Source organism: Burkholderia sp. AU33545, from assembly GCF_020419685.1.
Classification (GTDB): domain Bacteria; phylum Pseudomonadota; class Gammaproteobacteria; order Burkholderiales; family Burkholderiaceae; genus Burkholderia; species Burkholderia diffusa.
The window spans coordinates 341,360-361,910 of sequence record NZ_JAIZRQ010000005.1; the positions used below are offsets into that span (position 1 = coordinate 341,360).

Genomic DNA, 20,551 nt, shown 5'->3' on the forward strand with positions numbered 1-20,551 from the left:
GCGCTGTCAGCTGCCGCGATAGGTGCTGTACGACCACGGCGACACGAGCAGCGGCACGTGGTAGTGCGATGCGGTGTCGGCGATGCCGAAGCGCAGGACGACGCGGTCGACGAAGCGGGGTTCGGGCACCTTCACGCCGAGCGACGCGAAGTAGTCGCCGGCATGGAACACGAGTTCGTATTCGCCGGCGGCGAGCGCGGCGCCTTCGAGCAGGGGTTCGTCGCAGCGCCCGTCGCTATTGGTCAGAACGGTCTTGATTGCGCGGCGCGATTCGCCGTCCAGCGCGTAGAGGTCCACCTTGATGGCAGCGCCGGGGCGACCGTGTGCCGTATCGAGTACGTGGGTAGTGAGCTTTCCCATTCGCAATTGTCCTTGTGTGAATGCGAGGTTCGGCGGCGACTCGATCCATTGACTGTGCGGCGGATCGAGGCTCCACGTCACGTGGCTACATACCCGTCGGCGAGATTGAAGCGAGCGCCGTGCAGGCATTGTAAAAAGGTTCCCCGCGCAAATACGGGCGCGATATCAAAGATAATGCGCCGCGCATGAGCGGCTGTCGACGGCACGCCGGATACGGCTTCCGGCGGCCGTTTCGGGCGCTCGGCCGGGCGTTGCGCGGCGTACCATATCGAATCCGTGAAGCGCGGTATTCCGGATCGCGCATTGTGTGCGGCGCGCGCTTGGGCGATCCTCCCGCCGTGCGCGTCGGCCCGTGGCCCGCGCGCACCCCGAAGACGGCGAGCACGCCGGGTAACCGGGCCAGGGCGTTCGAACGGACGCAGGCACCGGAGCGTGCCGCGATTCAGCGTTCGAACGGCTGTGTGACCGTCCCCAGGAACCGCCCCTGGGGGCAGACCGACGCGGAGAACGCATGAACCTCGAGCAGCACGCCGGCGCACGCGCGCCGAACTCTTCCTCATCCCGCCCGAAAACCCTGCTGGTCAAGCACGCCGACGTGCTCGTGACCATGGACGACACGCGCCGCGAGCTGCGCGACGCGGGGCTCTATATCGAAGACAACCGGATCGTCGCGGTCGGCCCGAGCGCCGAGTTGCCCGATACCGCGGACGAAGTGCTCGACCTGCGCGGCCACCTCGTGATCCCGGGGCTCGTGAACACGCATCACCACATGTACCAGAGCCTTACACGCGCGGTGCCGGCCGCGCAGAACGCCGAACTGTTCGGCTGGCTGACGAACCTGTACCGGATCTGGGCGCACCTGACACCCGAGATGATCGAGGTGTCGACGCTGACCGCGATGGCCGAACTGCTGCAGTCGGGCTGCACGACGTCGAGCGACCATCTGTACATCTATCCGAACGGAAGCCGGCTCGACGACAGCATCGGCGCCGCGCAGCGAATCGGCATGCGCTTTCATGCGAGCCGCGGCGCGATGAGCGTCGGCCAGCGCGATGGCGGGCTGCCGCCCGATTCGGTCGTCGAGCGCGAGCCCGACATCCTGCGCGACGCGCAGCGCCTGATCGAGACCTATCACGACGAAGGCCGCTACGCGATGCTGCGGGTGGTGGTCGCGCCGTGCTCGCCGTTCTCGGTGAGCCGCGGCCTGATGCGCGATGCGGCCGTGCTCGCGCGCGAGTACGGCGTGTCGCTGCACACGCACCTGGCGGAGAACGTCAACGACATCGCGTACAGCCGCGAGAAGTTCGGGATGACGCCCGCCGAATATGCGGAAGATCTCGGCTGGGTCGGCCACGACGTATGGCATGCGCACTGCGTGCAGCTCGACGATGCGGGCATTGGCCTGTTTGCGCGCACCGGCACCGGCGTCGCGCACTGCCCATGTTCGAACATGCGGCTCGCGTCGGGCATCGCGCCCGTGAAGAAGATGCGTCTCGCGGGTGTGCCGGTCGGGCTCGGCGTCGACGGTTCCGCGTCGAACGACGGCGCGCAGATGGTTGCGGAAGTGCGGCAGGCGCTGCTGCTGCAGCGGGTCTGTTTCGGGCCCGACGCGATGACCGCGCGCGAGGCGCTCGAGATCGCGACGCTGGGCGGCGCGAAGGTGCTGAACCGTGACGACATCGGCGCGCTGAAGCCCGGCATGGCCGCGGACTTCGCCGCGTTCGACCTGCGTCAGCCGCTGTTCGCGGGCGCGCTGCACGATCCGGTCGCGGCGCTCGTGTTCTGCGCGCCGTCGCAGACGGCGTACACGGTGGTGAACGGGAAGGTGGTGGTGCGGGAAGGGCGGCTCGCGACGCTCGACCTGCCGCCGGTCATCGAGCGTCACAACGCGCTGGCGCAAGCACTCGTGGAGGCGTCGCGCTGACGCATCGATGTGAAGGTCGCGCTGCGATCGGGCGCGTGGCCGCGGCCGTGGCCGCCACACGCCACGATTGCACGGGGTCGCACCGCGGCGGCATGGCCGCCGCGCGCGTCGTGCGCGATTACGTCTCGATCAGCGTGCGGGTTGCTTCAGCGACGAGGCTGCGCAGCCAGCGCACTTCGTCGGAGTAGTGGCAGCGTTCGTGCCACAGCTGGTAGTACTGCATCGGCGGGAAGTCGAGCGGCGCCGGCACGACCGACAGCGGCAGGAACTTCGCGTAGTGATCGGCGAACAGGCGCGTCGTCGTGAAGATCAGGTCGGACTTCACCAGCACGTACGGCGCGAGGTTGAAGTACGGCAGCGTGACGACCACGTGACGCTTGAGCCGTTCGCGCGCGAGATGCACGTCGATCGCGCCGCGCTGGCCGACCGAGTACGGCGTCGGCGCGAGATGCGGCGCGTTCAGGTACTGGTCGAGCGTGAGCCCGCCGCGCTTCGCGAACGGATGCGTGTTGCTCATCAGGCAGACGATTTCGTCGACGAACAGGTTCGACAGGTGCAGCTGCTCGGGTGGCTCGGGCCAGTTGCCGACGACGATGTCGAGCTTGCCGTCTTCCAGCGCGAGCTCGTAGTCGAATGCGGGGCCGAGCGAGTGGAACTCGAGCGTCGCGTTCGGCGCCGCCTGGCGGAAGCGTTCGACGACGGTCGGCACGAACAGCACGTTCAGGTAGTCGGGGCAGCCGATCCGGTAGCAGCGGATCGACGTGGCCGGGTCGAAATTGTGCTGCTGGAACTTGATGCGCTCGATTTCGCGCAGTGCGTTCTGCACCGGCTCGAGCAGGCGCAATCCGTACTCGGTTGGGACCATGCCGGACTTGCCGCGCACGAGCAGCGGGTCGCCTGTGATGTCGCGCAGGCGCCGCAGTGCGGCGCTGATCGCCGGTTGCGACTGGTTCAGTTTGACGGCCGCGCGCGTGACGCTGCGCTCCATCAACAAGGTGTGCAAGACGCGCAAGAGGTACGTGTCGATCGCCTCGCGTTGCTGACTCATGATTTCTCCGGTTTATATGTCTGGGCTGATCGAGGGGTGATGTGGGTATATGGTTTTTAATATGAACGAAAACCAGCGTCAAGAGATGGATACCCGCACACGCACGCCGGCCGGGCCTCGCGAAGGGACCCGAACGGGGCGTGATGCGGGTGGGCGCGGCGCCGCGCGGATGCGCATTGCACGCATCCGGCGGCCAGTGCACCGCGCGTGACGCGCGTGCGTCAGTCGTCGATACGCATGCCGACTTTCAGCGTGACTTGCCAGTGGATGACCTGGTCGCCTTCGATGTGGCCGCGCGTTTCGGTGACCTGGAACCAGTGCAGGTTGTGCAGCGTCTTGCCGGCTTTCGAGATCGCGTTGCGGATGGCGTCGTCGCACGATTGCCGCGACGAACCGGTCAGTTCGATCAGCTTGTAGACGTGGTCGCTCATGATGCGCTCCCTGGGATGTCGGTGTGTGCGGCCGCGCAAGCGGCGGGCCCGAGGCGGCACCGCGCGTGTCCGGCTTCTTGAGTGATAGGTATGATGGGCGGCAAGTGCAACCCCAATTGGAGACGAGGAACATCGTGGAAGTCGGATTTTGCGGACCGGGATTGATGGGCGCGCCGATGATTCGGCATTTGCTGGCGGCGGGCCATCGGGTCAGCGTATGGAATCGGACGCGCGCCAAGGCCGAGGCGCTCGAAAAGGACGGTGCACAGGTGGTCGACACGCCGCGCGAACTGGCGGAGCGCGTCGACACGGTGTTCGTGTGCGTGCTCGACGGCCGTGCGGTCGGCGACGTCGCGTTCGGCGAGCACGGGCTCCTCGCCGGCGATGCGAATGCGCGCCGCCTGAAGCGCATCGTCGATCATTCGAGCATTCCGCCTGCCGCGACGCGCGACTACGCGGCGCGCGCGGCCGCGCTCGGCGTCGGCTGGATCGACGCGCCCGTATCGGGCGGCGTGCCCGGCGCGCAGGCCGGCACGCTCGCGGTGATGGCGGGCGGTGGCGCGATCGACCTCGACGCGGTGCGGCCGCTGATCGACACCTATGCGTCGCGCATCACGCACATGGGCGACGCGGGCGCGGGCCAGACCGCGAAACTCTGCAACCAGGCGATCGTCACCGCGACGGTGACCGCGATCGCGGAAGCGGTCGGCCTCGCACAGGCGAGCGGCATCGACGCCGCGCGTCTGGCCGACGCACTGGCGGGCGGGTGGGCCGATTCGGTGCTGCTGCAGACCTTCGTGCCGCGCATGACGTCAGGCGGCCATCCGCCGATCGGCGCGCTGAGCACGTTCCAGAAGGACGTCGACGCGATCGCCGACGCCGCGCGCGACACGGGCGCGGTAATGCCCGTATCGGCCACGGTGCAGCAGGTGCTCCGGCTGGGCGCCGCGCAGGGGCTTGCCGGTGCCGATTTCGCTGCGTTCATCGACATCGTCCGGCCCGGCAACGGGCGCGCGACGGCGCAGTGATCGCGCCGCGACAGTGAAGCGGGAAGCCTGAATGGCCGATGGGCCGCCCGGAGGCGGCCCATCGAGTCGGTGTCGGTTCAGCCGAGGGAGCGCGGTGTCGTGTCGCCGGCGTTCTGTCGTCCGAGGCCGCCGCGCAGGCTCGCCTTCGTGCCTGCACCAAATTCGGGCAGGATGCGCGCGCGGGCGCGGCTCGCAAACACGAGGAAGCCGAAGCCGTTCGCCTCGTACCAGTACCCGCCGTTCTCGAGGCCGTCGAGCGGTTGTTCGAGTGCGTTGGCGATCGATTCGATGCAGCGCTTGCGCAGTTCGGCGATGGCCGGATAGGGCGGCTGAGCGCCGCGCACGCTGCACAGGAGCACGTCGAGGCCGGGCAGCACATGCGCATACAGGACGGGTTCGTCCTGCGCACGGGCGCGGGCAATCTTGGTGTCGAGCTGCGCGAACGGTTTCGAGTGGCGCAATACCGCGAGGAACGACTCCTGGCCGTCCTGTTGCGCACGTCGACGTTTTTTCGGGAAGGACATAAACACTCGCCTCAAAAACAATTGCAAGAAATGCGGCACTTTCATGCGACCCACTCCCGGCTATGTACGCCGCATGTCGATCCTTTATAGCACACGAAAATGCTGCACTCGTGCGGTACGACGATCAATGTCTCCCGTCGACCCGCTTGCCACGATGATCGACACAGCCAGCGTCTTGGCGCCCGTACTGTCGTTTAGTCTCCATCATAGACCTGCTTTTCCCGCGCGTGCATTCGCGCGTCACAAAAAAGTGAGATGGGCCACGCGCGGCGCGTGCCCATGAAAAAGGCCCGCACTTGGCGGGCCCGGCGGATGCTACGTGGCGCGGTGCTCAGCGTTGCTTGAGCGAATCGCGGATCTCGCGCAGCAGCACGGTGTCTTCCGGCGTCGCGGCCGGCGCGGTTTCTTCCGGCTTGCGCAGCTTGTTGATGAATTTCACCATCAGGAAAATGATGAATGCGAGGATCACGAAATTGATCGCCACGGTGATGAACGAGCCGTAGCCGAATGCGGCGACGCCCGCCGCCTGCAGGTCCTTGAACGAATCGGGATTACCCTTGAACGACGGAGGGATGGTGCCGAGCAGAACGAACTTGTTCGAGAAATCCAGACCGCCCGTCAGCACGCCGATGACCGGCATGATGAGGTCTTTCACGACCGAGTCGACGATCTTCGAGAATGCGCCGCCGATGATCACGCCGACGGCGAGATCCATCACGTTGCCTTTGACGGCGAACTCCTTGAATTCCTTGATTATGCTCATGAGCGGCTTTCTCCTGGTTGGGCGAGGGGAGGCGTGCCGCGACGCGCAGGGCTGCGAAGCGTCTGGCGGGTCGGAGGGGATCGGAGGCACGCCGATGGCCGCATGATAGCGAACGTGCCCCATTGCCGGTAGCCCATCTTGAAATGATTAACAAATCACGGAGGGCGCCGGTGCGAGCGGAAATGAAAGGAAGCGCGGTGTAAGGGGGGCGGGCGCGGCGCGATGCGTCAACGCCCGCGTGTGGACTGCTCAGGTGTTGTCGTCGGTCCAGCCGTCGTCGTTGCTGCCGAGATCGACGCTGCCTCCGCCGTTGCCGTCGCTCCAGTTCGAGTTGTCGCCGCGGCCGAGGTCGAAGCCCGGATCGTTGTTCTCCTGGCGCCGGCGCTGGTCGTCGACGATCACGTCGCGTTCGACCACGCGTTCGCGGCCGCCGGACATCGCCTCGCCGAGCAGCACGCCCGTCAGCAGCCCGCCCATTCCACCGCCGAAGCCACCGCCTTGCTGGACCACGACGGGCGGCTGCTGTTGCGGGTACGGCTGCTGCGGGTACGGTTGCTGCTGATAGGGCTGGCCTTGCATGCCGGTCACGCGATCGGCTTCCTGCGCATACACGGAGCCGCTGCCGTTTGCGGGCGCCGCGGGTTGCGCGCTCGGATCGGGGCGGCCTTCGACGCGCGCCTTCACGCTCGCATGTCGCTGTTCGAGTTCGTCGATGCGATACGGCGGCACCGGATTCTTGCCGTTCGACAGCGCCTCGACGAGCGTGCGTGCATCGGTCTCGATGCCTTCGAGTTCGCCGGTGAGTGCGGCGGCGCCCGGCGCCGTCGACAGCTTCGCGTCGAGTTTCAGCGGACGGATGTCGTTCAGCACGTCGGTCGCGCGTTTCAACTGCGTGCGGCGTTCGTCGTCGGCGCGGCTGTTATCGGCGGAGCGTGCGCGCCGCAACGTCCAGCGCAGCACCATCGCGATGATCGCGACGATCAGCCCGAGGCCGATCCACATGCCGGTCGACGGACCGTGTTTCGCGACCGGCGCGGCGGGGGCGAGCGAAGACTGCAACGAACCGGCCTGGGTGGCCGACGGTGCGTTGTCGCTTGTGCGCGCGGCGTCCGCGCGAATGCGCGATTCGGTCTGCGCGAAACGCGCCGCATCGGTGAAGCGCAGTTGCGGATCGAGCGACTTCGCCCGCTGCAGTTGCGCGAGCGCGTCGGACGCGCGGCCTTCGCGGTCCAGCACCTGTGCGTACAGGTAGCGCGCATGCGCGTTGTTCGGATGCGCGTCGATGACTTGCGACAGCTGCGTGTCGGCCTGCTGCCAGTTGCGCTGCGCGATCGATTGCTCGACCTGCTGCAGCGACGGGACCGCAAACGCGGCGGACGACAGCAGCATCAGCGAGAGGCCGAGAGCGGCGAGAGATTTCTTCATGGTCGAACCGGGCGCAAGCGCCCGTCTCCTGACGATCGGTGCGCGCCGCAGGCCCGGCGGGCCGCGGCGCGGTTGCCGTTACTGCGCGGGCGTGTCGAGCTGCTTCTTCAGCGCGGCGAGGCGGTCCTCGACCGACGGGCCCTTGTTCAGCGCGGCGAGCTTGTCGTCGAGCGCCTTGCCGCTCGACGTGTCGGCCGAATTCAGGCGGGCGTCCGAGCGTGCGTTCTGCAGCGCGACCTTGTCCTCGAGCTTCTGGAAATCCTCGGACAGGTTCTTGCCGCCGATGCCGCCCAGCGCGCTGGCCGCGACGTCCTTCGCCTGCGCGATTTCCTGCTTGGCCTGCAGGATGTTCGAGCGTGCGTTCAGGTCGTTGCGGCGCTGACGCATGTCGGCGATCTGCCCCTTCAGCTTGTCGACCGACGGCTCGAGCGTCGTGAGTTCGGCCGCGAGCGCATCGCGCTCGGCTTCCGCGTTCGATTGCGCGGCGAGCGCCTCGCGTGCGAGTGCTTCGTCGCCGGCCTGCAGCGCGCGCTTCGCGCCGTCCTCGTACTTCTTCACCTTGTCGTCGGCCGCATCGCGCTTGCTGCGCTGGGTCGCGACTTGTGCCTCGATCTCGATCAGCGAATTCTCGGCACGGCCGATGCTGTCGTCGAGCTCCCGCACGATCTGCCGTGCGTCGCGCGACGGATCCTGTACCGAGTCGGCCGCATCGTTCAGCAGGCCTTTGATCGTGCGCGAAACAGAGTCGAAAAGCGACATGAAATCCTCCGTGGTTGAAAGGTGCCGCGTCAGCGGCAATGCCCGTCGCGAATCGGTTCCGACCCGCGTGAGCTGGCGGATATTACACCGCCGGCCCCTTAAATACGGCTTAAGTGCCGGAGTTCAAGCGCCATGCGCGTGCGGGCTTCAACCTTTCGCATCTGAAAGAAACATCGCCGCACGCACCGGGTTGCGAGTCCATGATAGGCGGAGCATCGCGCCAATACGTTCCGCAATTCACGCTTGTGCGGGAATTTTTACAAAAAATCGCGAAGCCGATCGGTCGATTTCATTAAAATGCGCTGTCACGTCGCGGGAACGGATCGCCGCGCGGCGGGGTCTGTCGACGTGACAGTTGCCACGATGCACCCACTCTGATTCATCCGCTTGCATTTTCCGCATGCGTCCGAGGGCGCCACGCCGCCCGCCATTCCGACATGCCAATTATCAAACGACCGTCTTCTCCTTCCGACCGAAACGAGCCTCACTACACGTTGCGCCGTTCGCCGTCGGGGGCCTATTACCCCGATGATGACGACCGCGGCGACGACCGTCGCGCGCAGCGCAGCGGAGGCCGGGGCGCCGATCGCCGCTCGTTCGGCTCGCGCGTCGCGCTGTGGTTCGTCGGCCTGTTCGCGACGCTCGCGATCGTCGGTGCGCTGATCGTCGGCTACGCACTCGTCGTGATGGCGCCGCAACTGCCGTCGCTCGATGCGCTGACCAACTACCAGCCGAAGGTGCCGCTGCGCGTGTTCACCGCCGATCACGTGCTGATCGGCGAGTTCGGCGAGGAGCGCCGCAGCCTCGTGCGCTTCCAGGACATTCCCGACGTGATGAAGAAGGCGGTCCTCGCGATCGAGGATTACCGCTTCTACGAACACGGCGGCGTGGACTTCCTCGGCATCCTGCGCGCGGGCGTCGCCGACCTGATGCACGGCGGCGCGCGCCAGGGCGCGAGCACGATCACGATGCAGGTCGCGCGCAACTTTTTCCTGTCGAGCGAGAAGACGTATACGCGCAAGATCTACGAGATGCTGCTCGCGTACAAGATCGAAAAGGCCCTGACGAAGGACCAGATCCTCGAGCTGTACATGAACCAGATCTACCTGGGCCAGCGCTCGTACGGTTTCGCGGCCGCCGCGCGCGTGTATTTCGGCAAGGACCTGAAGGACATCACGCTCGCGGAAGCGGCAATGCTCGCGGGGCTGCCGAAGGCGCCGTCCGCCTACAACCCGGTCGTCAATCCGAAGCGCGCGAAGGTGCGTCAGGAGTACATCCTGAAGCGCATGCTCGAGATCGGCTACATCACGCAGCCGCAGTACGACCAGGCGGTGAAGGAAGAGATCCACGTGCGCACGCCGGGCAACCAGTACGCGGTGCACGGCGAATACGTCGCCGAGATGGTGCGGCAGATGATGTATCAGCAGTACAAGGATGAAACCTATACGCGCGGGCTGACCGTCACGACGACGATCAACTCGGCCGACCAGGAAGCGGCGTACCAGGCCGTGCGTCGCGGCATTCTCGATTACGAGCGCCGCCACGGCTATCGCGGGCCGGAAGGCTCGATCAACCTGCCGGCGGCCGGCGACGATCGCGACGAGGCGATCGACGATGCGCTCGCCGATCACCCGGACAACGGCGACCTGCAGTCGGCGGTTGTGCTGGCTGCGGCGCCGAACGCGGTCGAGGTGCAGTTCGTCGGCGGCGCGACGACGACGATCGGCCCGGCCGGGCTGCGCTTCGTGTCGGCCGCGCTGAGCCCGCGCGCGAACGCGACGCTGCGGATCAAGCCGGGCTCGATCGTGCGCGTGCTGAAGGACGGCAACGCAGGCTGGCAGGTCGTGCAACTGCCGCAGGTCGAAGGCGCGCTCGTCGCGATCGCGCCGCAGGACGGTGCGATCCGCTCGCTCGTCGGCGGCTTCGACTTCAACAAGAGCAAGTTCAACCACGTGACGCAGGCGTGGCGCCAGCCGGGTTCGTCGTTCAAGCCGTTCATCTATTCGGCGTCGCTCGACAAGGGCCTCGGACCGGCGACGATCATCAACGACGCACCGTTGTACTTCCCGCCGAGCGTGCCGGGCGGCACCGCGTGGGAGCCGAAGGACGACGACCAGCCCGACGGGCCGATGTCGATGCGTACGGCCCTGCAGCGTTCGAAGAACCTCGTGTCGATCCGGATCCTCGCGTCGATCGGCACGCAGTACGCGCAGGAGTACGTGACGCAGCGCTTCGGCTTCGATCCGGCGAAGACGCCGCCGTACCTGCCGATGGCGCTGGGTGCCGGCCTCGTCACGCCGCTGCAGCTCGCGACCGGCTATGCGGTGTTCGCGAACGGCGGCTACAAGGTCGATCCGTACCTGATCGCCGAAGTCGACGACGCGCGTGGCCAGCCGTTGCAGAAGTCGCAGCCGGTGATCGCCGGCGGCACCGCGCCGCGCACGATCGAGGGCCGCAACGCATACGTGATGAACAGCCTGCTGCATACGGTCGCGACGGCCGGCACGGGCGCGGGCACCAACGCGCTCGGCCGAAGCGACCTGCAGGGCAAGACGGGTACGACGAACGACGCGAAGGACGGCTGGTTCGCCGGCTACCAGCAGTCGCTCGTCGCCGTTGCATGGATGGGCTTCGACCAGCCGAAGAGCCTCGGCAGTCGCGAATTCGGCGCGCAGCTCGCGCTGCCGATCTGGGTGAACTACATGCGCACCGCGCTGAACGGCGTACCCGAGCAGCAGATGCCGATGCCGGACGGGCTGACGTCGATCGACGGCGAGCTTTACTACGCTGATCGCACGCCGGGCAATGGCTTCGTCGCGAGCGTGGACATCAACCCGGCCGCGAACGCGATCAGCGCGAACGACGCGCTCGGCTCGGCCGGCTCGGAGGGGCTCGCACCGCCGCCCGTCACGCAGCAGGAGAAGCAGCAGATCATGGACATGTTCGAGAGCAAGTAAGCGATACGCGGATGTCTCGCATGCGACGGGCGCCTTCGGGCGCCCGTTTTTTTCGCGCATCGCCGCGCGTCGGTCGATGCGGACGAGTCAGAACGACGCGCAGGCCGGCACGCGCGTGATGCCGACCGACTCCTGCCGGAAGCGCTCGCGGTACGCTTGCCGGATCTCGGCAAGCCGCGCGTGTGTGGCGGCCGTATCGTCGGCGACGATGCGGACCACGAAACTCGCTTCGCGGATGATTTGGCCGGTGGCGCGGTCGCGCCATTGGCCGTGGGTGTCCCAGTACGTGAAGCCGTCCGGAAAGCGCGGCGTGACGACGTCGGCGAGGAAGGCAGCGCGTTCCGCATCGGTGACGGGGCCGCGTCCGGCGATAGCGCGCCCGAACAGCAGGTCGGCCTGCAGCATCTGGTGCGCGTTCGGCTGCACGCAGGCCGCGGGCGTGGCGATGACGGGCGAGGGTGGTGCCGCGCAACCAGCGAGCAGCGCGATGGCGGCGGCGCCGATCGCGTGGTGCGCGCGACGCCGCCACGTCGTGGGACGTGCGTTCGAAGACGGCATCTGCCTATTTCGCGTCCGGCATGCCTCGCGCGCGTAAAACGCTGCGCGCTCAATCACTTGCGTGCATGTCCGGCGGGTTATCAACAGGGCTGTCAACATAAACTGGGGATAACCCTCGGTGCCGTGCACGGCTTCAGTGCTGCAGTTTCGCGTGCGCGAGATGCATGCCGAGCGTCGCGGGGTCGGTGTTCGTGCCCGACAGCAGTACGCCGACCCGCTTTCCCTGCAGCGTTTCGCGCAGCGGGCCGAGCAGCGCCGCGAGCGCTGCCGCGCACGCCGGTTCGACCGCCAGCTTCAGGTGCGAGAACAGGAACAGCATCGCCGCGCGCAGCGCGTCGTCGGACACCGTGACGATCCGGTCGACGTGGCGCCTGCACAGCTGGTAGCTGTATTCCTCGGTGTGCGGTGCCATCAACGAGTCGGCGATGGTCTGCATCGCGCTCATCGTGATCGTGTGATTCGCCGCGAAGCTGCGGCTCATCGCGTCGGCGCCTTCCGGTTCGACGCCATACACGTGCACGCGCGGATTCGCGAGCCGCAGCGCGGTCGCCATGCCGGCCGCGAGCCCGCCGCCGCCGATCGGCACGATCACCGCGTCGAGATCGGGCGTCTGCGTTGCCCATTCGTAGCCGAGCGTCGCGGTGCCGAGAATCGTGTGATAGCCGTTGAACGGATGGATGAAGAAGCGGCCTTCCTCGGCCTCGATCCGCCGCACGAGGTCGAATGCCTGCGACGCGCTGCCGGCGAGCACGACTTCCGCGCGGTACTGCTTGCACTGCGCGATGCGCGCCGGGCTCGCGGTATGGAACATCACGACCTTCGCGCTGCTGCCGAGCCGCATCGCCGCGTACGCGACGGCTGCCGCATGATTGCCGGCCGACACACACGTGACGCCGGCGCTCTTGCGCGCTTCGTCGAGGGCCAGCAGGTGCGTGAACGCGCCACGCGCCTTGAAGCTGCCACTCACCTGCAGCAGCTCGAACTTGAAGTTGACGTGCGTGCCCTCGAGGGAAGGCAGGTCGGCGCGCTCGAACACGGGCGTGCGCGCGACCCACGGCGACAACGCGAAATGCTGCGCGGCGATTTCGTCGAGCGTCGGAATCGGCTCGCCGTCGATCGTCGTATGGGCAGTGCCCTGTTGTTCAGTCGACATGACGTGGCGGGTGGCGGGGTGGGCCGGCCCGCACACGCAGGCCGGCGTGGCGGGGGCAGTCAGTGTGCGTCGACCGACATGCTGCGGATGAACTTGCGCAGGAACTGCTCGCAGGCGGTGAGCTGCGCGAGTTCGACATATTCGTTCGGCTTGTGCGCCTGTTCGATGTTGCCGGGCCCGCAGACGATGCTCGGGATGCCCGCGCGTTCGAACAGGCCGGCCTCGGTGCCATATGCGACCTTGCGCTTGTCCTGGTCGGCCGTCAACGCGCGCACGAGCTGCGTGATCGCGGCCTGTTCGGTCGCATCGAGCCCGGGTGCGGCGGCGATCTTCGAGAACTCGATCGCCGCGTTCGGATGCTCGCGACGCATCTGCGGCAGCAGCGTTTCCTGCGCATACGCTTCGATGCGCGTGAAGATCTGCTCGGGATCGAGCGTCGGCAGGTTGCGGAACTCGAAGTCGAACCGGCATTCGGCCGGCACCGTGTTGATCGCGTTGCCACCCTGGATCGTGCTCGTTTGCGCGGTCGTGAACGGTACGTCGTACAGCTCGTCGAACGGGCCTTCGGCGCGGAAGCGCTCGGCGATGTCGCGGATGTGGCAGATGAGGCGCGCCGCGTACTCGATCGCGTTCAGGCCCTTCGGCGTCAGCGACGAGTGTGCCGCGTGGCCGCGTACGCAGCAGCGATATGCGTTGATGCCCTTGTGCGCGATGATCGGCCGCATGCTGGTCGGCTCGCCGACGATGCAGCCGGACGGCTTCACGCCGCGCTTGACCAGATCGGCGATCAGAAGCGGTGCGCCCGCGCAGCCGATTTCCTCGTCATAGGACAGCGCGAAATGGATCGGCTTCGCGAGCTTCGTCGCCTGCATCTCGGGCAGCAGCGCGAGCGCCGTGCCGATGAAGCCCTTCATGTCGCACGTGCCGCGGCCGTACAGGCGGCCGTCGCGCAGCTCCGGCGCGAACGGGTTGCTGTCCCACTGCTGGCCGTCGACCGGCACGACGTCGGTGTGCCCCGACAGCACGATGCCGCCGTCGGTCGAGCCGTCGTGCGCGGGCACCGTCGCGAACAGGTTGGCCCAGCCTTCGCGCGGATCGTGCGTGAGCGTCGACGCGATGCCCTTCGCGGCAAGCGCGTCGCGCACCGTTTCGATCAGGCCGAGGTTCGGCACGCGGCTCGTCGTGTCCATCGACACCAACTGCTTGATCCAGGGCAGGCTGACGAGCGAAGCGTCGCCTTGGTCGGCGGCGGACGGCGCCGTCGCGTCGAGAGTGGACATGGCAAAACTCCGTCTGATGAATGGGAAAATCATACTCAAAAACGCGTTCGCCCGCCTTCGTCGGCCGCGATGCGGTGCAGCATCGCGGCCGTGTGGTCAACGTGCCGCGCTCGCCGCGTCGGCGCGCGGCGCGAGTGCGCGCAGCGTTTCCTTGATCGTCGATACGCGGATCGCGAGATCGGGCGAGCGCGTCTCGATGCGCAGCTTGTCCTGGCCCGCGAGCTTGATGTGCCGGTGTTTCTGCACCATGTCGATGATCCGCATCGGGTCGATCGGCGGGTTCGGCTCGAACTGCAGCCCGATCGCGGCCTCACTCGCATCGATCTTGACGATGCCGAGCGGCTTCGCGGCGATCCGCAGCCGGTGCGTCTCGACGAGCGCGTGCGCTTGCGGCGGCAGCTTGCCGAAGCGGTCGATCAGCTCTTCCTGGATACCGTCGATCGCGTCGCCGTGCTCGCAGTTCGCGAGACGCTTGTACAGCGATAGCCGCTCCTGCACGTCCGCGCAGTAGTCGGCCGGCAGGATCGCGGGCGCATGCAGGTTGATTTCCGTCGTCGCGGCGAGCGGGGCGGTGAGGTCGGGCTCCTTGCCGTTCTTCAGCGCCTTCACCGCGTCGTTCAGCATGTCGGTGTAAAGCTGGAAGCCGATCTCGTGGATCTCGCCCGACTGCTTGTCGCCGAGCACCTCGCCAGTGCCGCGGATCTCGAGGTCGTGCATCGCGAGATAGAAGCCCGAACCGAGTTCCTCCATTTGCTGGATCGCCTCGAGCCGGCGCTGCGCCTGCTTGGTCAGTGACTGCGGGTCGTGGACCAGCAGGTACGCATACGCCTGGTGGTGCGAACGGCCGACGCGGCCGCGCAACTGGTGCAGCTGCGCGAGGCCGAACTTGTCCGAGCGATGCATGATGATCGTGTTCGCGCTCGGCACGTCGATGCCGGTTTCGATGATGGTCGTGCACAGCAGCACGTTCGCGCGCTGCGCGACGAAATCGCGCATCACGCGTTCGAGTTCGCGCTCGTGCATCTGGCCGTGCGCGATCACGATGCGCGCCTCGGGCACGAGTTCCTCGAGCATCGCCTTGCGGTTCTCGATCGTCTCGACCTCGTTGTGCAGGAAATACACCTGGCCGCCACGCTTCAGCTCGCGCAGCATCGCCTCGCGGATCACGCTTTCCTCCTCGCGCCGCACGAAGGTCTTGATCGCGAGCCGCTTCTGCGGCGCGGTCGCGATCACCGAGAAATCGCGCAGCCCCTCGAGCGCCATCCCGAGCGTGCGCGGGATCGGCGTCGCGGTGAGCGTCAGCACGTCGACTTCCGCGCGCAGCGCCTTCAGCGCTTCCTTCTGGCGCACGCCGAAGCGGTGTTCCTCGTCGATGATGACGAGGCCGAGGCGCTTGAACTGCACGTCCGACGACAGCAGCTTGTGCGTGCCGATGACGATGTCGACGCTGCCTTCGTTGATCTGCGCGATCGCCGTGTTCACTTCCTTCGCGGTCTTGAAGCGCGACAGCTCGACGATCCGCACCGGCCAGTCCGCGAAGCGGTCCACGAAGGTCTGCGTGTGCTGCTCGGCGAGCAGCGTGGTCGGCGACAGCAGCGCGACCTGCTTGCCGCCCATCACCGCGATGAACGCGGCGCGCAGCGCGACCTCGGTCTTGCCGAAGCCGACGTCGCCGCACACGAGGCGGTCCATCGGCTTGCCGCTCGTCATGTCGCCGATCACGGCCGCGATCGCCGCGGCCTGGTCGGGCGTCTCCTCGAAGCCGAAGCTTTCCGCGAACTTCACGTAGTCGCGCGGGTCGAGCGCGAACGCGTGGCCTTCGCGGGCCGCGCGGCGCGCATACAGGTTCAGCAGCTCGGCGGCCGTGTCGCGAATTTGCTGCGCGGCCTTGCGCTTCGCGCGCTCCCACTGGCCCGAGCCGAGCGCGTGCAGTGGCGCGCTGTCGGGATCGGCGCCGCTGTAACGCGAGATCACGTGCAGTTGCGCGACCGGCACGTAGAGCTTGCTGTCGCCCGCGTATTCGAGATGCAGGAACTCGGTCTCGCCTTCGCCGAGATCCATCGACACGAGGCCCATGTAGCGGCCGATGCCGTGCTGCGCATGCACGACCGGATCGCCGACCTTCAGCTCCGACAGGTCGCGCACCATCGCGTCGACGTTGCTCGCCTGTTCCTGGCGGCGGCGCCCGGCGCGGCGGCCGAGCGCACCGTACAACTCGGTTTCGGTGACGATCGCGTAGCCTTCGCCCGGCACCGCGAAGCCGCTCGCGAGCGGCGCGACGCCGAGCGCGAAGGGCGCGTCGCTTTCGAGCCAGCCTGCGAAGTGGTCGTTCGACGCGGGGCGCAGGTGATGCTCGGCGAGCAGTTGCAGGATCGTTTCGCGGCGGCCGGCCGATTCGACCGTCAGCAGCACGCGCTTGCCCGACGATTCGACGTACGTGCGCAGCGCGGCGAGCGGATCGTCCGCATGGCGGTCGACGGTGAGCTCGGGCAGGCCCGTCGCCCAGCCGCCGGCCGGCTGCGCGGGCAGCACGACGCGCGCGAACGGCTTCGCGAACGCGAAGAAATCCTCGTCGGACAGGAACAGGCGCTGCGGCTCGAGGATCGGCCGCTCGCGATCGTGCGCGAGGAACGCGTGACGCTGCTTCGTATCGGCCGTGAAGCGACGGATCGACGCTTCGAGGTCGCCGGTGAACACGAGGTGCGCATCCGGCGGCAGGTAGTGGAACAGCGTGGCCGTCTCGTCGAAGAAGAGGGGCAGGTAATACTCGATGCCGGCCGACGGCACGCCGTTGCCGATGTCCTTGTAGATCGGCGCGCGGCTCGGGTCGCCTTCGAAGGTTTCGCGCCAGCGGCTGCGGAAGGCCGTGCGCGCGGCTTCGTCGAACGGAAACTCGCGGCCGGGCAGGAGGCGCACGTCGCGCACCGGGTAGAGGCTGCGCTGCGTATCGGGATCGAACGCCCGGATCGAGTCGACCTGGTCGTCGAACAGGTCGATCCGGTACGGCAGCGGCGAGCCCATCGGGTACAGGTCGATCAGCGAGCCGCGCACGCAGTATTCGCCGGGTCGCACGACCTGGCTCACGTGCTCGTAGCCGGCCAGCGTGAGTTGCGCCTTCAGCTTCGCCTCGTCGAGCCGCTCGCCCTGCGCGAACGCGAACGTGTACGCGGCCATGAACGACGCGGGCGGCATCCGGTACAGCGCCGTGGTCGCGGGCACCAGCAGGATGTCGCAGCGGCCCTCGCCGAGGTCGTGCAGCGTCGCCAGGCGCTCGGAGACGAGATCCTGGTGCGGCGAGAACGTGTCGTACGGCAGCGTTTCCCAGTCCGGTAGCAGGCGCACGCGCGCATCGGGCGAGAAGTAGCGGATTTCCTGCGACAGCCGCTGCGCGTCGACCGCGTTCGCGCAGATCACCGCGAGGAGCGGGACCGCGTCGCGGTTGTCGGCGAGATAGCGGGCGATGGCGAGTGCGTCGGCGGAGCCGTGCGCGCCGTCGAAGGCGAACCGCTGGCCCGGTTTGACGCGGGCGACGGGCGAAGCGAACGGGGTGGAAGCGTTGTCTGGCATAGGGACGGCAGGGGTGGCGGGCACGGGCGCATCGCGGCGCGCCGGTCGAGACGAAAGACCTATTATAAAATCCGCTTCTCGATTTCATCTTTCCGGCGTTTCCCCTTCGTGACTCCCCGACTTTTCGCCCTGATTCCTTGCGCCGGCACGGGCAGCCGTTCCGGTTCGGCCGTGCCGAAGCAATACCGCACGCTGGCCGGCCGTGCGCTCCTGCATTACACGCTTGCCGCGTTCGACGCGTGCAGCGAATTCGCGCAGACGCTCGTCGTCCTCGCGCCCGACGACACGCACTTCGACGCGCGCCGCTTCGCGGGCCTGCGCTTCGCGGTGCGCCGCTGCGGCGGCGGCTCGCGGCAGGCGTCGGTGCTCAACGGGCTGCTCGAGCTGGCCGAATTCGGCGCGAGCGACCAGGATTGGGTGCTGGTCCACGACGCTGCGCGCCCGGGCATCACGCCGGAGCTGATCCGCACGCTGGTCGCGACGCTGAAGGACGACCCGGTCGGCGGCATCGTCGCGCTGCCGGTGGCCGATACGCTCAAGCGCGTGCCGGCTGGCGGCGACGCGATCGCGCGCACCGAATCGCGCGACGCGCTGTGGCAGGCGCAGACGCCGCAGATGTTCCGCATCGGCATGCTGCGCGACGCGATCCTGCGCGCGCAGCGCGAAGGGCACGACCTGACCGACGAGGCCAGCGCGATCGAATGGGCCGGCCATACGCCGCGCGTCGTACAGGGCAGCCTGCGCAACTTCAAGGTCACGTACCCGGAAGATTTCGCGCTTGCGGAAGCGATCCTCGCGCGCCCCGCGAACGCTTCCTGACTTTCACCTCATCTCAACCGGAATACGCATGGATTTCAGAATCGGACAAGGCTACGACGTGCACCAGCTCGTCCCTGGGCGCCCCCTCATCATCGGCGGCGTGACGATTCCTTACGAGCGCGGCCTGCTCGGTCATTCGGACGCGGACGTGCTGCTGCACGCGATCACCGACGCGCTGTTCGGTGCGGCGGCGCTGGGCGACATCGGCCGCCATTTCTCGGACACCGACGCGGCGTTCAAGGGCGCGGACAGCCGCGTGCTGTTGCGCGAGTGCGTCGCCCGCGTGAACGCGGCCGGCTTCACGATCCAGAATGTCGACAGCACGGTGATCGCGCAGGCGCCGAAGCTCGCGCCGCACATCGACGGGATGCGCGCGAACATCGCGGCCGATCTCGGGCTGCCGCTCGAGCGCGTGAACGTGAAGGCGAAGACCAACGAGAAGCTCGGCTATCTCGGCCGTGGCGAGGGCATCGAGGCGCAGGCCGCTGCACTCCTGGTGAAGCAGGGCGCGTGAGCGCCTGAAGCCGGTCCGAAGCGGCGCGCCGGTTGCGCCGCCGGAATGAAAAATGCCACGCGCTTGCGTGGCATTTTTCATTTGCGGCGCGGTGCGGCGCGCATGGCCGCTGCATTGCACCGCGTTGCCGCTTGCGCGACGGCTTATTCGCCTTCGGCGGCGATCACCTGCGCGGCGGCGTTGATCACCGACGCGATGCGGCCGACGTCGCGCAGCTGCGTCGTCGTCATCCCTTGCTCGTTCTTCAGCAGCGCATAGTGCGACTTCACGCAGAAGTGGCACTTGCCGACGATCGATGCGGCGAGCGCGTACATCTCGAACCTGCGCTTGTCGACGCCGCCGTGCGACGCATACGCGCCCATCCGCAGCTCGGCACGCTGCGTCTTCAGGTCGGCGTCGTCGGCCATCTCGACATACGGATACCAGGTGTTGTTCATCCCCATCAGCGCGGCCGCCGTCAGCACGGCGTTCGTCTCTTCGGGCGACAGCACGCCGGCTTCGCGGATCGTCTTCACGAGCACGGTGCTCTTCGCCGCGACCGCCGCCGCCAGCGCGACGCCGACTGCATCGGTGCCTTCGAGCGACGAGCGCGAGATCGTGCCGTCGAGGTTCAGGCGAATGTCCTTCGCGTAGTCGGGGATGCGTGCCTTAATCGAGTCGATGAATTCCATTGATATCTCCTATGGGTTGGCCGTTAAAAAAGCCCGCAGGCAGGACGTGCTCCGCGGGCTTCGTGCATCGATGCGCTTACAGCGTTGCGCCGCCGACTGCACGGTTGCACGGGCACAGTTCGTCCGTTTGCAGGCCGTCCAGAATGCGCAGGACTTCTTCCGGGCTACGGCCGACGTTCAGGTTGTTCACCGAAACGTGCTGGATCGTGTTGTCCGGATCGACGATGAACGTTGCGCGCAGGGCCACGCCGGCTTCCTTGTCGCGCATGCCGAGCTGGTCGATCAGCTCGCCCTTGACGTCGCCGAACGAGTAGTGGTTCAGCTTGTTCAGGTCCTTGTGCTCACGGCGCCATGCGAGCTTCACGAATTCGTTGTCCGAGCTGCCGCCGAGCAGGACGGCGTCGCGCTCTTCGAACTGCTTCGTCAGCTTCGCGAACTCGACGATTTCCGTCGGGCACACGAACGTGAAATCCTTCGGATAGAAGTAGATGATCTTCCACTTGCCCGGGAACGACGCTTCGGTGATGGTCTCGAATGCCGACTGGCCGTTTTCCTCGTGATTGTTGAAGCCCGGCTTCGCGGCTACGACGGTGAATGCTTCGAGTTTATCGCCCACGGTTTTCATGCGGATACTCCTGTATGAGTTGGGAAGAAGACTGAGTCAAGCTACCTCGGTGCTGCAACGTTGGTGTGACAGCATGAGCAGGACTATAACACTATTAACAAAGCGCTTCAATAGATTTTGACTAACGATCCCCATAGTTTTTTTC

At 67.0% G+C, this 20,551-nt stretch carries 18 protein-coding genes; 5 read left to right on the forward strand and 13 right to left on the reverse strand.

What is annotated here, in order from left to right:
* Positions 1–6: 6 nt before the first annotated feature.
* The gene (uraH, locus tag LGM71_RS18985) at positions 7–360 is read right to left on the reverse strand and encodes a hydroxyisourate hydrolase (protein ID WP_011657188.1); all 354 of its coding nucleotides are present in this window, start codon (positions 358–360) and stop codon (positions 7–9) included.
* A 511-nt stretch (positions 361–871) separates the two neighbouring features.
* Between uraH and LGM71_RS18990 the strand changes: the two genes are divergently transcribed.
* Positions 872–2,284, forward strand: a complete 1,413-nt coding sequence (locus LGM71_RS18990; protein ID WP_124622500.1) for an 8-oxoguanine deaminase — start codon at positions 872–874, stop codon at positions 2,282–2,284.
* Positions 2,285–2,402: 118 nt separating this feature from the next.
* On the opposite strand, the gene LGM71_RS18995 is transcribed toward LGM71_RS18990, so the two are convergent.
* Entirely contained in the window at positions 2,403–3,332 is a 930-nt protein-coding gene (locus LGM71_RS18995) for a LysR substrate-binding domain-containing protein (protein ID WP_059599960.1), read from the reverse strand.
* Positions 3,333–3,553: 221 nt separating this feature from the next.
* A complete protein-coding gene (locus tag LGM71_RS19000; RefSeq protein WP_006755984.1) occupies positions 3,554–3,763 on the reverse strand; it encodes a dodecin in 210 nt (69 codons plus the stop codon).
* 134 nt (positions 3,764–3,897) lie between these two features.
* Here LGM71_RS19000 and LGM71_RS19005 point away from each other — a divergent pair, with 134 nt between their 5' ends.
* Positions 3,898–4,791, forward strand: a complete 894-nt coding sequence (locus tag LGM71_RS19005; protein ID WP_059599961.1) for an NAD(P)-dependent oxidoreductase — start codon at positions 3,898–3,900, stop codon at positions 4,789–4,791.
* Between the two features lie 77 nt (positions 4,792–4,868).
* Here the strand turns inward: LGM71_RS19005 and LGM71_RS19010 are convergent, their stop codons facing one another.
* The 4 genes from LGM71_RS19010 to LGM71_RS19025 form a co-directional block, all read right to left on the reverse strand.
* Entirely contained in the window at positions 4,869–5,315 is a 447-nt protein-coding gene (locus LGM71_RS19010) for a hypothetical protein (protein WP_027784713.1), read from the reverse strand.
* Between the two features lie 331 nt (positions 5,316–5,646).
* On the reverse strand, positions 5,647–6,078 hold the full coding sequence (gene mscL, locus LGM71_RS19015) for a large conductance mechanosensitive channel protein MscL (protein WP_059599962.1): 432 nt from the start codon (positions 6,076–6,078) through the stop codon (positions 5,647–5,649).
* 249 nt (positions 6,079–6,327) lie between these two features.
* A complete protein-coding gene (locus tag LGM71_RS19020; protein WP_226115849.1) occupies positions 6,328–7,503 on the reverse strand; it encodes a tetratricopeptide repeat protein in 1,176 nt (391 codons plus the stop codon).
* 78 nt (positions 7,504–7,581) lie between these two features.
* A complete protein-coding gene (locus tag LGM71_RS19025; protein WP_044843730.1) occupies positions 7,582–8,262 on the reverse strand; it encodes a PspA/IM30 family protein in 681 nt (226 codons plus the stop codon).
* 437 nt (positions 8,263–8,699) lie between these two features.
* Between LGM71_RS19025 and LGM71_RS19030 the strand changes: the two genes are divergently transcribed.
* Positions 8,700–11,219 (forward strand): penicillin-binding protein 1A, encoded by a 2,520-nt coding sequence (locus LGM71_RS19030; RefSeq protein WP_226115850.1) that lies wholly within the window; start codon positions 8,700–8,702, stop codon positions 11,217–11,219.
* A gap of 87 nt (positions 11,220–11,306) precedes the next feature.
* Here the strand turns inward: LGM71_RS19030 and LGM71_RS19035 are convergent, their stop codons facing one another.
* The 4 genes from LGM71_RS19035 to mfd form a co-directional block, all read right to left on the reverse strand.
* Complete coding sequence (locus LGM71_RS19035) at positions 11,307–11,777, reverse strand: DUF3574 domain-containing protein (protein WP_226115851.1); 471 nt, start codon at positions 11,775–11,777, stop codon at positions 11,307–11,309.
* Between the two features lie 133 nt (positions 11,778–11,910).
* On the reverse strand, positions 11,911–12,930 hold the full coding sequence (locus tag LGM71_RS19040; protein ID WP_124622506.1) for a threonine/serine dehydratase: 1,020 nt from the start codon (positions 12,928–12,930) through the stop codon (positions 11,911–11,913).
* 59 nt (positions 12,931–12,989) lie between these two features.
* Positions 12,990–14,210, reverse strand: a complete 1,221-nt coding sequence (gene argE / locus LGM71_RS19045; protein WP_226115853.1) for an acetylornithine deacetylase — start codon at positions 14,208–14,210, stop codon at positions 12,990–12,992.
* A gap of 96 nt (positions 14,211–14,306) precedes the next feature.
* Positions 14,307–17,777: a transcription-repair coupling factor gene (gene mfd / locus LGM71_RS19050; protein WP_124622510.1), complete on the reverse strand. Its 3,471-nt coding sequence runs from the start codon at positions 17,775–17,777 to the stop codon at positions 14,307–14,309.
* A 108-nt stretch (positions 17,778–17,885) separates the two neighbouring features.
* Between mfd and ispD the strand changes: the two genes are divergently transcribed.
* Together ispD and ispF are read left to right on the forward strand one after the other, a co-directional pair.
* Positions 17,886–18,596, forward strand: a complete 711-nt coding sequence (ispD, locus tag LGM71_RS19055; RefSeq protein ID WP_059599969.1) for a 2-C-methyl-D-erythritol 4-phosphate cytidylyltransferase — start codon at positions 17,886–17,888, stop codon at positions 18,594–18,596.
* Between the two features lie 28 nt (positions 18,597–18,624).
* Positions 18,625–19,110 carry a 2-C-methyl-D-erythritol 2,4-cyclodiphosphate synthase gene (gene ispF, locus LGM71_RS19060; protein WP_226115856.1) on the forward strand — a complete coding sequence of 162 codons (486 nt, stop codon included), beginning with the start codon at positions 18,625–18,627 and terminating at the stop codon, positions 19,108–19,110.
* A gap of 143 nt (positions 19,111–19,253) precedes the next feature.
* Here the strand turns inward: ispF and LGM71_RS19065 are convergent, their stop codons facing one another.
* Together LGM71_RS19065 and LGM71_RS19070 are read right to left on the reverse strand one after the other, a co-directional pair.
* On the reverse strand, positions 19,254–19,781 hold the full coding sequence (locus tag LGM71_RS19065; RefSeq protein WP_044843722.1) for a carboxymuconolactone decarboxylase family protein: 528 nt from the start codon (positions 19,779–19,781) through the stop codon (positions 19,254–19,256).
* A gap of 76 nt (positions 19,782–19,857) precedes the next feature.
* On the reverse strand, positions 19,858–20,406 hold the full coding sequence (locus LGM71_RS19070; protein WP_226115858.1) for a peroxiredoxin: 549 nt from the start codon (positions 20,404–20,406) through the stop codon (positions 19,858–19,860).
* Positions 20,407–20,551 lie beyond the last annotated feature (145 nt).

What these genes read in the sequence shown, in the direction of transcription:
- uraH (WP_011657188.1), bottom strand. Translation starts at nt 360, where the DNA reads ATGGGAAAGCTCACTACCCACGTACTCGATACGGCACACGGTCGCCCC.
- LGM71_RS18990 (WP_124622500.1), top strand. Translation starts at nt 872, where the DNA reads ATGAACCTCGAGCAGCACGCCGGCGCACGCGCGCCGAACTCTTCCTCA.
- LGM71_RS18995 (WP_059599960.1), bottom strand. Translation starts at nt 3,332, where the DNA reads ATGAGTCAGCAACGCGAGGCGATCGACACGTACCTCTTGCGCGTCTTG.
- LGM71_RS19000 (WP_006755984.1), bottom strand. Translation starts at nt 3,763, where the DNA reads ATGAGCGACCACGTCTACAAGCTGATCGAACTGACCGGTTCGTCGCGG.
- LGM71_RS19010 (WP_027784713.1), bottom strand. Translation starts at nt 5,315, where the DNA reads ATGTCCTTCCCGAAAAAACGTCGACGTGCGCAACAGGACGGCCAGGAG.
- mscL (WP_059599962.1), bottom strand. Translation starts at nt 6,078, where the DNA reads ATGAGCATAATCAAGGAATTCAAGGAGTTCGCCGTCAAAGGCAACGTG.
- LGM71_RS19020 (WP_226115849.1), bottom strand. Translation starts at nt 7,503, where the DNA reads ATGAAGAAATCTCTCGCCGCTCTCGGCCTCTCGCTGATGCTGCTGTCG.
- LGM71_RS19025 (WP_044843730.1), bottom strand. Translation starts at nt 8,262, where the DNA reads ATGTCGCTTTTCGACTCTGTTTCGCGCACGATCAAAGGCCTGCTGAAC.
- LGM71_RS19030 (WP_226115850.1), top strand. Translation starts at nt 8,700, where the DNA reads ATGCCAATTATCAAACGACCGTCTTCTCCTTCCGACCGAAACGAGCCT.
- LGM71_RS19035 (WP_226115851.1), bottom strand. Translation starts at nt 11,777, where the DNA reads ATGCCGTCTTCGAACGCACGTCCCACGACGTGGCGGCGTCGCGCGCAC.
- LGM71_RS19040 (WP_124622506.1), bottom strand. Translation starts at nt 12,930, where the DNA reads ATGTCGACTGAACAACAGGGCACTGCCCATACGACGATCGACGGCGAG.
- argE (WP_226115853.1), bottom strand. Translation starts at nt 14,210, where the DNA reads ATGTCCACTCTCGACGCGACGGCGCCGTCCGCCGCCGACCAAGGCGAC.
- mfd (WP_124622510.1), bottom strand. Translation starts at nt 17,777, where the DNA reads ATGCCAGACAACGCTTCCACCCCGTTCGCTTCGCCCGTCGCCCGCGTC.
- ispF (WP_226115856.1), top strand. Translation starts at nt 18,625, where the DNA reads ATGGATTTCAGAATCGGACAAGGCTACGACGTGCACCAGCTCGTCCCT.
- LGM71_RS19065 (WP_044843722.1), bottom strand. Translation starts at nt 19,781, where the DNA reads ATGGAATTCATCGACTCGATTAAGGCACGCATCCCCGACTACGCGAAG.
- LGM71_RS19070 (WP_226115858.1), bottom strand. Translation starts at nt 20,406, where the DNA reads ATGAAAACCGTGGGCGATAAACTCGAAGCATTCACCGTCGTAGCCGCG.